Annotated in this window: 17 protein-coding genes and 1 tRNA gene; 9 read left to right on the top strand and 9 right to left on the bottom strand. The window is 46.1% G+C overall.

Annotation, left to right across the window (positions count from 1 at the left end; translation table 11 throughout):
• The first annotated feature begins 19 nt into the window (after nucleotides 1–19).
• Together VLA77_02105 and VLA77_02100 are read left to right on the top strand one after the other, a co-directional pair.
• Nucleotides 20–94 (top strand) — tRNA-Glu (locus VLA77_02105).
• 310 nt (nucleotides 95–404) lie between these two features.
• A complete protein-coding gene (locus tag VLA77_02100; protein HSE29356.1) occupies nucleotides 405–728 on the top strand; it encodes a DUF6270 domain-containing protein in 324 nt (107 codons plus the stop codon).
• Between the two features lie 4 nt (nucleotides 729–732).
• On the opposite strand, the gene VLA77_02095 is transcribed toward VLA77_02100, so the two are convergent.
• On the bottom strand, nucleotides 733–1,353 hold the full coding sequence (locus tag VLA77_02095; GenBank protein ID HSE29355.1) for an NUDIX domain-containing protein: 621 nt from the start codon (nucleotides 1,351–1,353) through the stop codon (nucleotides 733–735).
• A 458-nt stretch (nucleotides 1,354–1,811) separates the two neighbouring features.
• Between VLA77_02095 and VLA77_02090 the strand changes: the two genes are divergently transcribed.
• The 3 genes from VLA77_02090 (at nucleotide 1,812) to VLA77_02080 (ending at nucleotide 4,213) form a co-directional block, all read left to right on the top strand.
• Complete coding sequence (locus VLA77_02090) at nucleotides 1,812–2,066, top strand: zeta toxin family protein (protein ID HSE29354.1); 255 nt, start codon at nucleotides 1,812–1,814, stop codon at nucleotides 2,064–2,066.
• A gap of 88 nt (nucleotides 2,067–2,154) precedes the next feature.
• Nucleotides 2,155–2,370: a hypothetical protein gene (locus tag VLA77_02085; GenBank protein HSE29353.1), complete on the top strand. Its 216-nt coding sequence runs from the start codon at nucleotides 2,155–2,157 to the stop codon at nucleotides 2,368–2,370.
• 91 nt (nucleotides 2,371–2,461) lie between these two features.
• Nucleotides 2,462–4,213, top strand: a complete 1,752-nt coding sequence (locus VLA77_02080; protein ID HSE29352.1) for a translation factor GTPase family protein — start codon at nucleotides 2,462–2,464, stop codon at nucleotides 4,211–4,213.
• A gap of 178 nt (nucleotides 4,214–4,391) precedes the next feature.
• Here VLA77_02080 and VLA77_02075 read toward each other — a convergent pair whose 3' ends face one another.
• A complete protein-coding gene (locus VLA77_02075) occupies nucleotides 4,392–4,985 on the bottom strand; it encodes a DUF998 domain-containing protein (GenBank protein HSE29351.1) in 594 nt (197 codons plus the stop codon).
• Nucleotides 4,986–5,257: 272 nt separating this feature from the next.
• Here VLA77_02075 and VLA77_02070 point away from each other — a divergent pair, with 272 nt between their 5' ends.
• The 3 genes from VLA77_02070 to VLA77_02060 all read left to right on the top strand — a co-directional run bounded on the left by VLA77_02070 (nucleotide 5,258) and on the right by VLA77_02060 (nucleotide 8,232).
• Nucleotides 5,258–5,821, top strand: coding sequence for an alpha/beta hydrolase (locus VLA77_02070; GenBank protein ID HSE29350.1), 564 nt, complete (start codon nucleotides 5,258–5,260; stop codon nucleotides 5,819–5,821).
• Between the two features lie 511 nt (nucleotides 5,822–6,332).
• The gene (locus tag VLA77_02065) at nucleotides 6,333–7,454 is read left to right on the top strand and encodes a hypothetical protein (GenBank protein HSE29349.1); all 1,122 of its coding nucleotides are present in this window, start codon (nucleotides 6,333–6,335) and stop codon (nucleotides 7,452–7,454) included.
• A gap of 52 nt (nucleotides 7,455–7,506) precedes the next feature.
• On the top strand, nucleotides 7,507–8,232 hold the full coding sequence (locus tag VLA77_02060; GenBank protein ID HSE29348.1) for an alanine--tRNA ligase-related protein: 726 nt from the start codon (nucleotides 7,507–7,509) through the stop codon (nucleotides 8,230–8,232).
• A 266-nt stretch (nucleotides 8,233–8,498) separates the two neighbouring features.
• Here the strand turns inward: VLA77_02060 and VLA77_02055 are convergent, their stop codons facing one another.
• The 5 genes from VLA77_02055 to VLA77_02035 form a co-directional block, all read right to left on the bottom strand.
• Nucleotides 8,499–9,545 carry a metallophosphoesterase gene (locus VLA77_02055; protein ID HSE29347.1) on the bottom strand — a complete coding sequence of 349 codons (1,047 nt, stop codon included), beginning with the start codon at nucleotides 9,543–9,545 and terminating at the stop codon, nucleotides 8,499–8,501.
• A gap of 39 nt (nucleotides 9,546–9,584) precedes the next feature.
• Nucleotides 9,585–10,430 carry a hypothetical protein gene (locus VLA77_02050; protein ID HSE29346.1) on the bottom strand — a complete coding sequence of 282 codons (846 nt, stop codon included), beginning with the start codon at nucleotides 10,428–10,430 and terminating at the stop codon, nucleotides 9,585–9,587.
• A 225-nt stretch (nucleotides 10,431–10,655) separates the two neighbouring features.
• Complete coding sequence (locus tag VLA77_02045; GenBank protein ID HSE29345.1) at nucleotides 10,656–11,072, bottom strand: lasso peptide biosynthesis B2 protein; 417 nt, start codon at nucleotides 11,070–11,072, stop codon at nucleotides 10,656–10,658.
• Complete coding sequence (locus VLA77_02040) at nucleotides 11,069–11,338, bottom strand: hypothetical protein (protein HSE29344.1); 270 nt, start codon at nucleotides 11,336–11,338, stop codon at nucleotides 11,069–11,071. The genes VLA77_02045 and VLA77_02040 overlap by 4 nt, the downstream gene beginning before the upstream one ends.
• Entirely contained in the window at nucleotides 11,335–13,104 is a 1,770-nt protein-coding gene (locus VLA77_02035) for an albusnodin/ikarugamycin family macrolactam cyclase (protein HSE29343.1), read from the bottom strand. Before VLA77_02035 ends, VLA77_02040 begins: the two co-directional genes overlap by 4 nt.
• Before the next feature lie 343 nt (nucleotides 13,105–13,447).
• On the opposite strand from VLA77_02035, the gene VLA77_02030 reads away from it, so the two are divergent.
• On the top strand, nucleotides 13,448–13,897 hold the full coding sequence (locus VLA77_02030; protein ID HSE29342.1) for a peroxiredoxin: 450 nt from the start codon (nucleotides 13,448–13,450) through the stop codon (nucleotides 13,895–13,897).
• Nucleotides 13,898–13,922: 25 nt separating this feature from the next.
• On the opposite strand, the gene VLA77_02025 is transcribed toward VLA77_02030, so the two are convergent.
• On the bottom strand, nucleotides 13,923–14,477 hold the full coding sequence (locus tag VLA77_02025; GenBank protein ID HSE29341.1) for a dihydrofolate reductase family protein: 555 nt from the start codon (nucleotides 14,475–14,477) through the stop codon (nucleotides 13,923–13,925).
• 82 nt (nucleotides 14,478–14,559) lie between these two features.
• On the bottom strand, nucleotides 14,560–15,966 hold the full coding sequence (locus VLA77_02020) for an Nramp family divalent metal transporter (GenBank protein HSE29340.1): 1,407 nt from the start codon (nucleotides 15,964–15,966) through the stop codon (nucleotides 14,560–14,562).
• Between the last annotated feature and the right edge of the window lie 74 nt (nucleotides 15,967–16,040).

The following is a 16,040-nucleotide window of genomic DNA, read 5'->3' as shown; positions in this document are numbered from 1 at the left end:
CATCTGTTAATACCGTTACGGTCCCATCGTCTAGCGGTTAGGACACCGGGTTTTCATCCCGGCAACAGGGGTTCGATTCCCCTTGGGATCACCAAAATTATCAACAGATACGAAAGAGTTCCATAATTTATTTTGTGGGGCTTTTTTGTTTAACTCTGTTATTTTGAAGACTCACTGGAGCAACCGGGGTACGGATGGACGCAATGGCTCCGACCTGCCAGGTTACGGTTAAATACTTGGAATATTAACCATCGATTACTTCGTCATCAGAATCAAAAATGCCAACCTGTTTGTAGTAGGCCGCTGAAGTTTATTTAAGATAGAAGGTGTTTCGCCTTTATTTCTATGTAATTCGGCGGCTTATAGAACATTTACAATCGAAAACCACTCAAAGAAAGTGTAGCATGAACGCTTCCAGCAAGGACAGTCGCCAGCTGCCCAACGCCGTACTTGTTCTGAACTCCGCTCGGTTTGCGCTCAGCTACTCTGGCTACCAGTCAGGTGGGGACGGAAGCTTTGCGGGGCCGGAGCGACTCAGTGCGAAGAATGAACGCTGGGCTGGCGTCGACGATATGTTCAAGGCTGAGTCCGGCTGTCGACAGATCGTCTACCCTCAGCAGCTCTTCGTAGGGTCGGCTTCTCATCCATGGGGCCTCAACCCGGTGCACTACGAACCGGCCTACTACAAATTCTTCTGGGATGAGTTGGCACGGCTAGTAGAAATCTAGTGATCTAGTTCGCTGCGGGGTGGACTTCGACGTAAGGCTCCGAATTGTCGGCAGCAAGCAGTAGTCGCTGAAAGTTAGCGTAGCTACCTTTGCCGCCAGATCGTTCGGCCACTTTGTTGAAGTTCACCCACTCAGCCTTCTCAATCTCGTCATTCGGAACAGATAAATCGATGTTCTCATCGAAAGCATCTGAAACGAATGCGAAATTGAATCGGTCACGATCAGCCTCGTGGGCGGCAGCTGTGTAGATAACGGTCAAAAGCTGACAATCGTCAGATGGAACCGTTAGCCCAACCTCTTCGAGTGTCTCGCGGATAGCAGCTGCTTTAGGTGATTCGCCTGGGTCAACGATGCCGCTTGGAAATGTCCAGTGGTCTTTGTAGCTCGCCTTCACCATGAGTACTTTGTCCGATGAGCGTAGTGCAATACAGGCACTTGTCATTTTGCCAGGTAGTTTTTGTGCCCATGATTGGTTTTCTTGTTCGGTAAAGATTTTTGTCATATGTCTCCATCCTGCCTTGTAAATCTGATATCCATTGTACGACAATGACCACGGATCTACATGCGCAACGTTGGCGACACGTCTGTCACGACGCAAAAATGGTGCCCAGTGTAGACTGGGCATTTTAATTTAATGAACAACAAAGCTTTTACGTAAGAGAACATCCTGTTTTCTTAAATAGATTCCAACCCGCTTTAGCCTTTCGAAGATTAATAGAAAACCTGGGTAAATAGTGTTCCATCTTTTATCCAGTGAGGTCACCAAGACATCATTCTCATCTTCTTTGGAAACTCTACAGATGACAAAAAACTCCATATTAAATCGTGGAGTTTTTTGTTTAGTAAACTACCTCTGGAGAATGTTTCGATTCCTTTTAGGAGTGCCAGCTTGACTAACATTACATGTTTATGCTTTAATACAATAAAAGGAAAGATTTAATACATGGCAGGAACACAACTTTTAAACTAGTCGCTTAAGCACTGTTTTTTGTTGTGTCTAAACATATTTAATCTATAAAGAAACGAGCGCCGCTTAAGCTACTAGCTTTCGCATAAGGCGCTCGTTTCTTTTTGGAGAAAAATATGCAAGAAATTGTAACTGCTATACAAAAACTAAAACAACACAAAAATTGTCCGATCATCATCGCTATTTCTGGCTACGGCGGCTCGGGTAAGTCAACGCTGGCAGCGAAGCTCAAAGAAAAACTTGGCAATGCCGAAGTAATCGCTGCTGACGACTTTATTATCAGCCGTTGCCGACATCGCACAGAAGATTGGAATAGCTACGATCGCCCGCGCTTGCAAAAACAAGTGCTTGAACCAGCTTTGCAAAATTAGTCACCAAGTCTACGACTGGAAAAACGACCGGCTTGGAGAGTGGCGTGTTGTGCCAAGATCCCAATACCTCATTGTCGAAGGATTAAGCATGTTTCACCCAGATATATTGAGGTTTTACGGCTATAAAATATGGGTAGATTGCCCGCTCGAAGTTGCCACAAAACGTGGCATGTCGCGCGATATTTCAATTGCCAATAATCACGACTGGTTGTGGCTCAATATTTGGATGCCGAACGAACGCGACTTTATGGCAAAGTACCGGCCGGACTTAGCGGCAGATATAAAGTTTAATACAAATAATTAGTTTCAAAATAATCAACAAACAGGAGATTCTATGTTTCAAAAGACCATCTTAACTCACAACTACAAACTCAACACGAAAGCACATTCTTTAAATGAAATATCTAAATCTAGGAATACTGGCTCATGTAGACGCCGGTAAAACAAGTTTAACTGAGCGGCTGCTTTATGCTGCTGGGGTTATTAAAAATGTCGGCAGTGTAGACGCGGGCAATACTCAAACGGATTCGCTCGTACTTGAGCGTCAGCGCGGCATCACGATAAAATCCGCCGTGGCCTCGTTTGACATTGGCGAAACTCGCGTTAACTTAATCGACACACCCGGACACCCGGACTTTATTGCCGAGGTCGAGCGCGTTTTAAGTGTGCTTGACGGCGTAGTGTTGGTCATTTCGGCCGTCGAGGGAGTGCAACCGCAGACGCGCATTTTGACGGTAGCCTTGCAAAAATTAAAAATCCCGACTGTCATTTTTGTGAATAAGATTGACCGTGTGGGTGCTCGATATTCTGATTTGCTCGATGTAATTGCAACCAAATTAGCGCTGAAGATTGTACCAATGGGCATGGTAGAAAATATCGGCCAGCCCAATGCCAGCTTTAAACTCAAGCCACAATGCCAGCCTTCCAACGCAACCCCTGTGTTCTTTGGGTCGGCAATCACAGGCGCTGGAGTCGAGGATTTGATGCGAGCCTTACCTCTAATATTGCCGATCTCACTAACCTATAGTAATACTACCTCCGGTACTATCTTCAAGATTGAGCGCGGGCCGCGGGGTGAGAAAATTGCTTACCTGCGCCTCTTTTCAGGTGCAATCAAGGCGCGCGAAAAGCTGGCATACGGCAAAGTGAGTGCGTTGCAAGTTTTTGGCCGCGCCCAGGCTTCGAGTATAAGAGCCGGCGAGATTGGCAAAGTGTGGGGCTTAGAAAACGCACAAGTTGGCGACACAATAGGCGACGTTCGCAATAGTGGCTTTTCATTCGTGGCCCCAACGCTAGAAGCGGCAGTAGTCGCAAAAAATACCGGCCAACAGCCCAAGCTGCATGCTGCGCTCAAGCAGCTTGCCGAGCAAGATCCGCTCATTAACCTTCGGCAAAGCACCCAAAAGTTATACGTCTCGCTCTATGGCGAAGTGCAAAAGGAGGTAATTGCCGCCACGCTTGCACATGACTTTGGCGTTGCCGCACAATTTGAGCGGACACAGCCAATTTGTATCGAGCGGCCAATAGGCAGTGGCCACGCGGCCGAATTCTTGCAAGAAGAGCGCAATCCTACTTCGGCCACGGTGGGACTAAGCATTGAGCCAGGAATACCAGGTTCGGGGGTTATATTCCGACTTGGCGTAGACCATTACATCCCGCTATATATTTACAAAAACACCGGTAACTTCGTAGCGCACATGACACAATATATTAAAGATACCCTCCAGCAAGGGTTGTATGATCTAGAGGTTACCGACTGTATTGTTACCATGACTGACTGCAGTTACTACACAGGGGACGGAACAGCCAAGCCAATCAGCGACACGCCTAGAACAACGGCGGCTCATTTTCGTAAGCTAACTCCAGTGGTCTTACGTGTGGCTCTGGAGCAAGCGGGCACGGTAATTTGTGAGCCAATTTGTCACTTTAAGCTTGAAATCCCGAGCGAATCGATTGCTGGCGTCTTGTCAGCTCTGGCAAAACTTCGCGCCGTCCCTAAAGATACGAAAGTACAAGGCCAAATGTATGTGATTACAGGGGATATTCCGTCTGCTCAGGTACATGATTTGCAACAAGGACTACCAAATCTTACGAGCGGCGAAGGCTTTTTGGAGTATGGTTTTGATCGATATGAGGCTAAGCGCTAAAAAGCGCTTGTCTCATTATCGCCAATAGTCCACCATGCAGTGGGCGTAACACTTTCTCACTACGCAAAATAGGCATTCGGCAAGTCATCTGTGTTATTTAAGACCAACGGCCTAATAGAGACCAGGAATAAATGAGTTCCATCTTTTATCCAGTGAGGTCGCCATTGCAATTATTACATCACTTCGTTTGTACAGTTCTTGCTTTTGCAAAACTATGAAACGAAATCCATACAATCCAAGCTTGCCCTATAAAAGCGCTGAGTGCCTCTAGTACTAATAGAATCGGACTTTTTGGAAAAGCTAAAAACATTATTAGTATAATTCCGCTCAAAGCCGCGGCTATGTATGACACCCAGCGCACCTGAGCATCGCGGTTATTTTTTCCGACAAGATAAATTCCGGCGAGGAATGTCACAGAGAAAAATAGAGCTAAGATTCTGTGGATTATATCACTAGCAACATTGTTAGGGTCGTATGGCACAAGTGCTAGCAAAGCGTAACCCAACATAGACGCGGCAAAGAGTCGCACCGGAACAGCATAGTGCTTGGGCAAATGAAATCTTGTAAATATCCAAAAACTTACAGCAGCTATGGTCAAACAGACACTAAAAATTGCTCGTGTCTCTGGCAATGAAGCAAAGTAGCTTATGGGGTTTTGGCCATTAAAATCCGCTGGCCTAATTAGAAAAAAGAGTATGACTGCCAACCACTCAAAACAAACTGTGGCCAGGCCGGCATATTTTGCATATATCTCAACATGTTTTTTTATCATCTTGGTTCCAATCTTTAATTATTCTAGCAAAAATGGAAGAGGCTTACTTCAGCTCGAGGCCTAACTTAATAAGCTTTACGTAGAGCATATGGGTGCTGCTCAAAATAGTGTTCCATCTTTTATCCAGCGAGTTCACCATTTTAGACAACAGGTATAAATATGTTCCAGAAAATAAAGCCTGGGACATTTTTGTTTGTACCACCTCTGTAAAATTGAGTTTGATTCCCGTAGGGAGCCACCTGAGCCGCTTTGGCTATTGCTATAATAAATCCATGAATCACGCAATTATTGTACACGGCTGGAAGAGCAAACCCGAGAGCAACTGGAAGCCTTGGCTTAAGAAAGAGCTTGAAGCCACAGGTGCATGGAATGTTGATGTTCCGGCCATGCCAAACCCGGAACATCCGGCTGCTAGTGAATGGACAGAGAAACTCATGCAAACCGTAGGCCGTCCAACTACTAATACTTACCTTATTGGCCACAGTCTTGGTTGCATTACTATTCTTCGATATCTCGAAACTCTTTCCGAAAACGAAAAGGTTGGCGGCGTTATTATGATCGCCGGATTTGGCGAAAAATTTAGCGAATACAAAGGCCAGCATGATACCTTCTTTGATCACGAGCTGGATTGGACGAATATACGAGAACACTGTGACAAATTTGTAGCGATACATTCTGATAACGATCCTTTTATAAAACTTGATCAAATGGATTTGTTTAAAAATAAGTTGCAGGCGAAAGGTATTGTACTGCACGACAAAGGGCACTTTGGCTCTGAAGATGGAATATTCGAAGTACCTTTTGTTTTTGAAGAATTGCAGAAGCTGTTAGTCTAGGTCTATTCCGAGCAGTATTGATTTTTGGTAAAGCAAAATTAAACTTGGGTAGATAGTGTTCCATTTTTTATCCAGTGAGCTCACCAAATTTATCAACAGATACGAAAAGTTCCATAATTTATTTTATTGGAGCTTTTTTGTTGCGTCATATCAGTTATTTTTAGGGTTCGATTCCTTTTGGGTATCAATGCTGCTCCAAGTAAGCTCAAACCTATTTTTATGAGAGACTGCTGTTTGCTCGCTTTGTTAAACGCTAAATCTTTTGGGTGATCTCTTTTCGTTTATGGCCTATAGTTCAAGAGTCAAAGCTTCCAATGCAGGATGAGCTATTTGTATAATGAAATAACGATGATATAATAGACAATGTGATTTACCAAGTCCAAAACCAGGCCGTTTTCTTTACAAGCTCCACCCACGGGGGCTTAGCTAACTTTACCCGCTAGCATTTTACCAACATGAACCAAGCAGCCCCCGAAAGGGGCTTTTTTATTTAACAAAACAAGGAATTACAATGAAAATGTATATAAAACCACTCAGCAAAGAAGCGCTAAAAAGCTATTTAGCAATTCCAGACCTAACACAAGCCGGCGAGCCACACGCGGTCGCCTTGCTATACCAAAAAATCGAAGATAGCGTGCGAGCAGCACATCCAATGAGCGAGACAATTGTCCACCGCGATAATCCGATCGTATTGGCCGCAGACAACTACGATGCCCTGCTTGTCCCTAAAGACAACATAAGCCGCTCATCCACCTACACACACTACGTCGACCAAGAACACCTTTTGCGCACCCACACCACTGCACATGCGCCAGCACTGCTAAAGCAGCTCGCCGCGCGAAACGACTGGCAAGATGTTGTGATTTTACTACCTGGCCTTGCGTACCGCCGTGATGTTACCGACAAAAAGCACTTGGGCGTGCTCCATCAATTAGACATTTGGCGTATTAGCCGAAAACCCACAATTGTTAAAGAAGATCTACTTGAAACGGTCAGGAGAATCGCCGAAATCGCGGCCCCAGACTGGAAACTGCGTATTATCGACAGCCCACACCCCTACACAAAGCAGGGCGTAGAAGTAAACGCCGTGCTAGGCGACCAAGATATCGAGATCTTAGAGTGCGGCTTAATCAACGATCAAATACTCAATGATGCTGGGCTTGATCCGGCCAAACATTCTGGCTGGGCTATGGGTATTGGACTCGACCGCTTGGTTATGACGCTCAAAGATATCCCAGACATTCGCTATCTTCGCTCTACAAACCCTGCGATCGCTGTTCAAATGAAAGACCTTGAAAAATATACCGAAGTATCACACCAACCGGCGATTACGCGTGACATGTCATATAGCATTCCAGCGAAGCATGTAGAAGAAGATATAAACGAGGATATTCGTCAAGCCCTAGGAGACAAAGTAAATATTCTTGAAAGTGTTGAAGTATTAAACGAAACTCTCTACAAGGATCTGCCGCAAATTGCCCGTGAACGACTAGGCTGCAAGCCAGATCAAAAAAATGTACTAGTACGCATTACGCTTAGGCATCTGGAAAGATCGCTAACAAACCAAGAAGCAAACGAAATTTACGATGCTGTATACAGTAAAATTAATCACGGCGCAGCAGGATATCTTTAGGATATAATTATGACTGAATCTGTCAATTCTATTTAAGTTAAAAAGGAATATGATGAATCACACGAAACTACTTTATTTAGAAAATATGCAACAACTTGCTTGTACGGCATACGTTGAAAAGGTTGAAGAAAAGGATGGAAAGACAATCGTCTACCTAGACCAAACGGTTTTTTACCCGCAAGGCGGCGGGCAACCCTACGATACCGGCACAATTTCAAGCCCAGATTCCACATTTACCGTTGAGGAGGTGCGCTTTGCCGAGGGACTCGTACTACACATCGGGCGTTTTGAAGGCTATCCGTTCATGCAAGGCGAAGACGTGGAGTGCGCGGTAGATAAAGATCGCCGTGAACTAAATACTCGAGTTCACTCTGGCGGACACGTTTTAGATATGGCGGTAAACGAACTCGGCTACGACTGGGTTCCGGGCAAAGGCTATCACTTTCCACAGGGTGCGTACGTTGAATACCAAGGTGACTTGGGCAACGAGGCCAAGGAAGATGTAATGGAAAAGTTATCGCAAAAGATTGCCGAAATCCTGAGCCGCGGTATTACCACTGAAATACGTTTCGTCAATAAAGAGGAAATGGCAAAACTTTGCCGACATGTGCCGGAGTATCTACCAAAAGATAAGCCGAGCCGAGTTGTGTTATATGGTGATTTTGGCGTGCCATGTGGCGGGACGCATGTTGCTGCACTAAAAGACATAGGGCGTGAGACAATCAGGAAAATAAAAACTCAGGCTGGCACGGTTCGTATTTCTTACGACGTCCAGTAACTCATTAGCGGAGGTTTTTTGTTCCTCCGTTAAGCAATTTGATGCGAGTGAGGCGTTTTGGAGCGAGCTAAAAACAAGCCGATCCTGAAGTGGATATGTAAGTGGTGGCCTAACTGAGGTAAAGCCGGAAGACTACGACCTGCAAATGCGCTACCTCTGCTCGTAGTCCTGGGGTGTAGTTTAGATCAAGCTTGAAAAGAACTCGGAATGGGCTCCACTTGGACCTCGTTAGATCACGTCAATTCATATGCCGATAAAGTCAATGATCAGCGTTCTATCCTAAATGAGTCCTGAACATTCCCGGCCGTATCTATCAGCTGCGCCGTTATCGCGACGGGAGTCACATAAAAAATCGTTGGACCGTATACTGGGTTGGCGTTTTTAACGTGCACACTGGCAAAATAAGGAGCTAGTGGGCTGTCAAGCTGAGCGTCACGCGGTTCTACTCCTCCTGTTCCGGTGATTACCAGTACTGAACCATCACCTTTGTTGTATAGGTCGTTTGAATCACTCGCTAAACAATTAGGTTTGAATCCCACGGTAGGGCTAGTGCAATCTTCACCCACGCGTAGCTGTTTACTGCGCATATAACCATGTTCGTGACCCTGTAAAATAATATCAACGCGTTTTTGTAATAGCATATTAAATAGGTCTTGGCCTATTTCGCAGTCTTTAACACCAATCGTCAGGCAGTTTTTGTGCATTGAAACAACCACCCAAAGCTGTTGCTTCTGCGCTTCGTCAATACGATCAGACAGCCATTTATACTGCTCTGACCCCTGATCATATTGGTTTGTTTGCCCGTAAAGTGTAATGTCGGGCGTAATTCCGATGATTCGCGCCAAACCTTTATAGTCAAAGTAGTACTTGCTTCCGTAGTCGCCCACCATATCAGGCATGCGGTTAGGCAAGCATGCCGCCATAAGCCCTGCCTTACTACCCGAAACATCGTCATGATTACCAAATACCAACTCAAAAGCATGCGTAGCTCCGAGTGTTTCGTGAACTTTATCGCACCACTCTCGCTCGATAACATTGCCATAACTTAGGTCGCCCAGACCAAGAGTGAAGTTAGCGTCACTCGCTTTTATCTGCTTAAGTACGTCGACAAAAGCAGGCGCGCTATCAAAATCGCCTGCAGCCGCAAAGGTAAACGATTGGTTACTAACCGAAGAATCGGCAACGGGTGATTTTGTCAAATCCTGCGCGTAATACCAAGCCAAGACCGCACTGGCGAGTAGAGCCACACACAATGCTATAAAAAGAATAATATAGAGTGAGTGATATCTACCGCCAGTTTCTTTTGGTGTCATATGTTTATTGTAATACAAACGATATGACAATTACTTAACTTACTGTAGAGGTACTTCTGTATCCAAACAAATTTGTGCGTCGGCTACAGTTGCGCCGGTGCAATAAGCAACTTTCGAAACTTCACCGTTAAATTGATCAGTGTTGTTTGCCTGCGACTTAAGTGGGTATTGATTGGCAACACTTAAATACTGAGTGGAATTAAGTGTTCCAGTTTTGTTAATCGCAAAATTGTTTGTGTAGGTCACATTACCATTTACTGGGTCAATTTTAGTCAAGTTCATTTGCAAACTTGCGCTCCCGCTAGCTGGATCTGGAGATTTTATACACTGCAAAATATAATCGTAGCCATCGATCAGGGATTGAGTTCCCATTACTGGATTGTTCGCGCCACTACTTCCCGCAACACGACACTGGGGAAACACTGCAGTTTGACTCTTGCCACAATTACTTATTTGAAATTTAAACTGCGTAAGACCCGCGCCATATTTGCCAATTTGTGTGATGTTTGGCGAGTCTGCAAAGCACGTTCCGCTTGTTGGTGCCTGGTACTTAAACAAGACACTTCCGCCGAATGCTTGCGAAGCAGGAACGTTAATGGTACTGCCGCTAGCTGGTTTAGCATAGCCTACAGACTGCTTATTAGTTGTGTTGCCCTCGAACTTGACCCCAAAGCTAGTTTGCGACCAATCACCGAGTAAGTTAAGGTTTACGTTGGTGTTAGCTGCGGCATTATTCGTCACTGTCGCTGACGCGCCATCAAGAGTGTAGCTATATAAACTGCCTGGTGCAGCTGCTTGAACGCCGACCGCTGGTAAAACCATTAAAGCCGAAACCAAAAGTCCAATAAAAAATCTGCTTATTTTGCGAACTGAGCTTAAGACCATAGAACCTCCCCTTAGTTATAATTACATCATCTCAGAAAGTTGCAGGATAATCAAATATATTTGTTAACTTAATAAAACAAAGATGTGGCTTTACTTCTCCCAACTGACTAAACAACGCGTGGCGTCACTTTCGTTAGAGTTTTGGTAACTGGCATCCCAGTACTCTGATGCAGTTTAATAATATCGTTAGTGGTCTGCATAGCTGGATGCCATGCAGACCGTACCCTAAAACCTTACCGCGGCTTGGTAGGGCCAATCGGCACTTTCGATCTCCATGACCGGAGTGCCGTCGACCTCAGTCCAAGCATGGAACTCGTTGGGTCGAAAGCGAGCACCAATGCAACTTGTAACCCGCCTGCGGACCATGGCCGCGAGGATTGCGACACCGACAGCTCTTTCTAGGCAGGCAACTCTACCGAAGTAGAAATTACCTGCCCACTGAATAGCGCGGATGTAGTCCTCTGCCTGCCTTGAGCTGGCTGCACGATCAGGCTTCACCTTGATCAAGGTGGTAACCAACGTCGCCAAGGACAGAACTCGAAGTGAAGTGACCGCCAAAAGAAGGCTCAGAAAACCCAGGACTTTGTAGCCAAGGCTCAGCCCACTGCCAGAACTATCTGGCGGCAGCATATTAACTGTCACTCGTTCTCCTCTAGGATTCCGAGGTCGATCATTGCCCGAAGTACGGGCTCCATGTCGATCCTTAAGACATCGACGTCAACCGGCCTCCTGTATCCTGCGGCGACGTTTCGTAGAGCCGTTTCCAGATCTACACCGTCGGCTAGTTGCTTTAACAGCTTTCCGGCCGACGGATTAAAAAAACGCCACTTGCCAGTCCTGAGCAGGAGAACGTACGCCGATCCCGTAAGCTTGTCGAACACAGGGTATGCATCCTGAGAAAGCTTCACAGCATCTCCCACCAAACAGTAGGACGCAGATCGCGGGACCTCAACCACATTTCGATCGTAGTCAGGTGGTGAATCCCGCGCAGCTGAGTGTCAAATCCGTAAATCGCAGATTGAACACTTTGACGTAGCTGATCTCTGTCGATCAACCCCATTTCTACCAGAGCCGAACTTTCGATCATGCGCTTCAGCCAGTGCTGGTTAAACAGAATACCGTGAAGCATCGTGCCGGCAAAGTCGCCCTTAGTGCGACGCTGGCGCAAAAACTCCGGCAACTCTGCCATAAAGCCCAGCGTTGCTAGCGGCTTAAACGTGTCCAGGGGAGCACGCTCATATCCCGGAATCGACAGGCAAGCATCAATCACCTGAGTGTCGAAAAACGGATTGTGGAGCGTGATTCCAATGGAACGCGCAAACTCAACCGCGGTCGTGCGCTCGATCGCCGTAGCCCTAAGACTTTGCCAATCGAGATTCGCGCCAGGATTCTCGGGCGGATCCAACTCGTAGGATATCTCCTCGAGACGACCACACAACATCGAGCGACCTTGTTCGGTTAGCCAGATGGCGGACTCCATCCACTTAAGCCAGCAGACTGAAGACCATGCCGTCTTTTCGGCCACCTCAACTCCGCCTGCCAGCCTTGCGGCTTCATTGGCAAATGATGTTGTAGCCAGTCGACGCGTTGCGAGGATGAATCGCCGACTTGACGTCAAACGACGCCGAGCTTCTTGGCGCGCCCAACGGAGAGCCTGAAGCCGCTGGTGCTTATACAGCTCCGCCACCCATGGGTAGGGAGACAAAAGCATGCAATCACCCGCAGCTCCGGTTAGATGGTGTCGAGAACCCGCCGCCTTCACAGCTTGAAGCTTTGCTCGGTTGTAGCCGAACAAGACCCCATCGGCCGACGGTGTATCCGTAAATGGCGCTTCATCGAGATCGCTGTAGTGAGTGGTTGTTTGGTCGCCTTCGACAAGAATTTGCCTGATTCCGCCGAACCCTGCGACGCGCCGAGCATAATCGGCGTCATCGTTTCTTTGCCACGGATCAACATAGGTCGCTCCGTGAACAACCGTCAAGCGGCTTGCGAGCAGCGCAATAAGGCTTGAGTCGATACCTCCCGACAAATCGCTAGAGATGTCACCTAGGGCTGCTCGCCGACCGACTGAATCAGTGAGAGCGGCGCGGAAATTGTGCTGCCCTTCGGCGAACGACAATACCGTTGGCTTATACCAAGTTTCGACCTTCGGCCCGTCATGTGACAGGCGAAGAACCGAACCCGGCTTAACTACCATCACCTTCTCGTAAGGCGTTTCTCCGCCCCACGCATCTACTCCTGCCACCATCAGAGGCGTAAGAAGTGCTCGAATGTTAACCTTTGACCGCATCAACGCCGCCAAAGGTGTCGCTGCTGTCGACCACCACCATCCAGAGTCGGTTTTTACCCAGAAGACCGGTTTCGCCCCAGCAAGATCAGTAATCACTACTGCTTCATGCGCTCTTTGCACAACGGCAATGTACGAACCTGGCCACTGTGCAAAAATCTCCCAGCGCTCGGAATCGGCGGCTGGGAGTGCGGCGTTGAGTTCGACGTCTGTAGCCAGACATGATCCTACAACCGTGACGGTTGTGGAACCAGAGCTAAATCGACGGAACTCGGTACATTCGTACCCAACATTCCACAGCATATTGTGGGCATGTGAGTTTTTTGGGAAAACCACAGGTTTGTTCATGGCGTCTCGTCGAGGCCAGAACCCTGCAACCCATTGCATATTACTCCTTTGAGTAGATGGGGCCTCGAGGCCAGGCGCAAGCCTGGCCTCGAGGTTCGGACGTCACACCCAGTACTGGGTGTCGTCCTTCTTGTCGTTGCCGGCCGAGCCGAGCGTGATTTCCACCACGCCACCGATCTCCTGCGTGGCCGGGACCTCGTACTCCTCGTCGAAGTTCATTCATTCACCCCCTTTGCGGGATTCGTGGGTACGTGCGATGTGTGTATGTACAACGCACAAATAAAAACTGTAGTTTACCGTCACGCCCATGTCAATACTTTTAGTTTTAGCCTCAATAGCTGGCCGAATTTAAGTTTAACTCACTAAATGATAAAGTATACTTATGAAGCAAGCTCCAAACTTTTCGCTAAAAGATCAAAACGGCAACGTCAAAACGCTGACGGATTTTGCCGGCAAATGGGTAGTTCTGTACTTTTACCCTAAAGACCAAACTCCGGGATGCACTGCCGAGGCATGTTCATTTCGTGACGCTAATGAGTCGCTAATAGCAAAAGATGCCGTTGTGATCGGCATCTCTAAAGATTCGGTCGAAAGTCACGCTAATTTTATTAAAAACTACAAGTTACCATTTACGCTTTTAAGCGACCCCGCCAAAAGCACCATTAAGGCCTACGGCGCGTGGGGCAAAGGTTTTTTAGGACATGTTGGAACGTTGCGAAAAACTTTTATTATCAACCCTGATGGTCAAATCGTGCATGAATTTCCCAAAGTCACACCCGCAACTCACGCGAGTGAAATTTTGTATACTCTAGAAGTTTTACAAGCAAAATAACACGAGCATCGCATTATGTTTTTAGCTACTTTTGCAATGTATAATTATGCAAAACTACGCCAGACTTGAACTGTCGGACTTCGTTAAGATTTAAAGCCGTTCTATGTTTCACTCCTTTAAACAAGGTTTTGCCATCGCCAAGAATAACCGGGTCAATTAGTAAGTTGTATTCATCAATTAAACCTGCATCGGTTAGCTGACGCACAATGTCGCCGCTTCCGTAAATGCAAATATTTGCGCCCTCTTGCTGTTTTAATTTCGTGACTTCTTCGATTAAATCACCCTGGAGTTGTTGCGAATTGTTCCAGCTTAGATCGATCGGCTTGTCAGAAACCGCAATCTTCGCATAGCCATTCATTCGTTTAGCAACTTCTGGATTATACTTATCTCCCTGTGTTGGCCAATAGTTCGCCATACCTTCGTAAGTTGTACGACCAAACAAAAATGTATCAACCGTGTCCAAAACTTCTAGTGAGTGATCGTCAAATTCTTTATCTAATACAAACCAGTCGATCTCGCCATTCGGGCCACAAAAGTAACCGTCAACGCTTAACGATATTGTTGCTATAATTTTTCGCATTTAATTCCTCGTGTTACGGTTATAGATTAGCCTAATCTTCATCAAATAAATAGCCCTATGAATCTGTTCGTAGCTTTAAACACTACATCACTCCAAATAGCGACAACAATACAATGATCGAAAATACCGTATAAGTTAGGGCAGCAATAACCAAAATAAAGTTGCTAAAAAGTTTAGGCCGCAGTGACTGCGCAAGGTGACGATTGTTTAAAACCAAAATTACGGGCACATATATAGCCATCACCATACCGCCAAGCACCGATGTTAGCACCAGATAAGGCAGCGGCTGGCTAAATGGTACAAGCGCCGCCTGAATAATAACCAACAAGACAACCAACAAATAGTAAAGTTTGCTTTGACTTATATTTTTGAACTTACTAAACATGCGCTGGAGCGGGCCCACATGCGAATTAACAAAAATAACATCGCTAATTATGCGTGTAAAAGCGTTTATTATGGTCCACATCACCGAAAATAACATCAAAAAAGCCATAATCAAAAATGCTTTTACGCCCACGTCACCCCAGGTTTCGCCAAATATTGCTGCCTGAGCAATTGCAACATCGGCACCTTCGGGCACAATTCCCCTCGGCGCAAGCACGGCATAGGCGTTAATGCTAAGTAAAAAAAGCGTTATAAGCCCTAGCAACCAAAAAATTATAACTTGCTCACCGCGAACGTAGCTTAGCCATTTTTTCCAATGGGCAAGGTTTTGGCCTTTAGCCTCAAAAGTGTGGCCGCTAACATCTTGTGTTTGTTCCTGCGAGGTTAGGGGATTTTTTATCGGCGAGCTATAAGCTGCCATCCCCACCTGCTTATCGCGATACCACAACGAAACACACAAATTAAGCATTCCGCCAGTTCCAGCAAAAACAATTGCACTAAAAAACAAACTCACATCTATACCGGCTGGAATCCAACCAATACTAAACAAACCTTTAACACCCTGTGCGACGTCGTTTAGGCTAAGATTATTGAAACTAACAAAAAGCAAAAGAATAAAAAAAGCTGGGACAATAATTTTCATAGATACTTCAAGTGTGTGATAGGCTTGCCTGCCAACCAAAGTCATAAGCAGCACCAAGATAAGAGTTGCCCAAGCCCACAGAACAGGATTTCCAAATCCCATCAGAGCATTCAAGATTGTTCCCAGCGCGCTTGCCCACCCTGGCCAGATATACAAAAAAAATGCAGCTACTAGCCAAAAGGGCGCAAACCACTTAAACAAACGTGCCGACGAGGTAAAAAAACTTTCGCCAGTTGCCAGCGTATGACGAGCGACCTCATAATTTATAAATAACTGTAGAGTAAGACCAATAAACGCGCCCCATAAAATATTCGGTCCAAATTTAACTACAAGAGTTGGCCAGAGTATAAGCTCCCCTGTTCCTATCGCCAAGCCCAGTGCCACAACACCAACACCTATAGCTTTAGTCCATCGTGGCGCCTCTGGTAACTCGCGAGTTGTAAGTGCCGGAAACGGTTTCATTATATTAATTGTATCGAAATATCGATTAAAAAATAAAATTTATGTTAGTTTATTTAATGTTACAATATGCTTAT

Source organism: Candidatus Saccharimonadales bacterium (assembly GCA_035457485.1).
GTDB lineage: Bacteria > Patescibacteriota > Saccharimonadia > Saccharimonadales > EFPC-124 > DATIBO01.
The sequence above is the reverse complement of the archived record's forward strand: the minus strand, read 5'-3'. Positions and strand labels throughout refer to the sequence as shown.

Bases quoted from the DNA above. Each gene is read 5' to 3' on its own strand.
- VLA77_02100 (HSE29356.1), top strand. From the start codon at position 405: ATGAACGCTTCCAGCAAGGACAGTCGCCAGCTGCCCAACGCCGTACTT.
- VLA77_02095 (HSE29355.1), bottom strand. From the start codon at position 1,353: ATGCCCAGTCTACACTGGGCACCATTTTTGCGTCGTGACAGACGTGTC.
- VLA77_02090 (HSE29354.1), top strand. From the start codon at position 1,812: ATGCAAGAAATTGTAACTGCTATACAAAAACTAAAACAACACAAAAAT.
- VLA77_02085 (HSE29353.1), top strand. From the start codon at position 2,155: ATGTTTCACCCAGATATATTGAGGTTTTACGGCTATAAAATATGGGTA.
- VLA77_02080 (HSE29352.1), top strand. From the start codon at position 2,462: ATGAAATATCTAAATCTAGGAATACTGGCTCATGTAGACGCCGGTAAA.
- VLA77_02075 (HSE29351.1), bottom strand. From the start codon at position 4,985: ATGATAAAAAAACATGTTGAGATATATGCAAAATATGCCGGCCTGGCC.
- VLA77_02070 (HSE29350.1), top strand. From the start codon at position 5,258: ATGAATCACGCAATTATTGTACACGGCTGGAAGAGCAAACCCGAGAGC.
- VLA77_02065 (HSE29349.1), top strand. From the start codon at position 6,333: ATGAAAATGTATATAAAACCACTCAGCAAAGAAGCGCTAAAAAGCTAT.
- VLA77_02060 (HSE29348.1), top strand. From the start codon at position 7,507: ATGAATCACACGAAACTACTTTATTTAGAAAATATGCAACAACTTGCT.
- VLA77_02055 (HSE29347.1), bottom strand. From the start codon at position 9,545: ATGACACCAAAAGAAACTGGCGGTAGATATCACTCACTCTATATTATT.
- VLA77_02050 (HSE29346.1), bottom strand. From the start codon at position 10,430: ATGGTCTTAAGCTCAGTTCGCAAAATAAGCAGATTTTTTATTGGACTT.
- VLA77_02035 (HSE29343.1), bottom strand. From the start codon at position 13,104: ATGCAATGGGTTGCAGGGTTCTGGCCTCGACGAGACGCCATGAACAAA.
- VLA77_02030 (HSE29342.1), top strand. From the start codon at position 13,448: ATGAAGCAAGCTCCAAACTTTTCGCTAAAAGATCAAAACGGCAACGTC.
- VLA77_02025 (HSE29341.1), bottom strand. From the start codon at position 14,477: ATGCGAAAAATTATAGCAACAATATCGTTAAGCGTTGACGGTTACTTT.
- VLA77_02020 (HSE29340.1), bottom strand. From the start codon at position 15,966: ATGAAACCGTTTCCGGCACTTACAACTCGCGAGTTACCAGAGGCGCCA.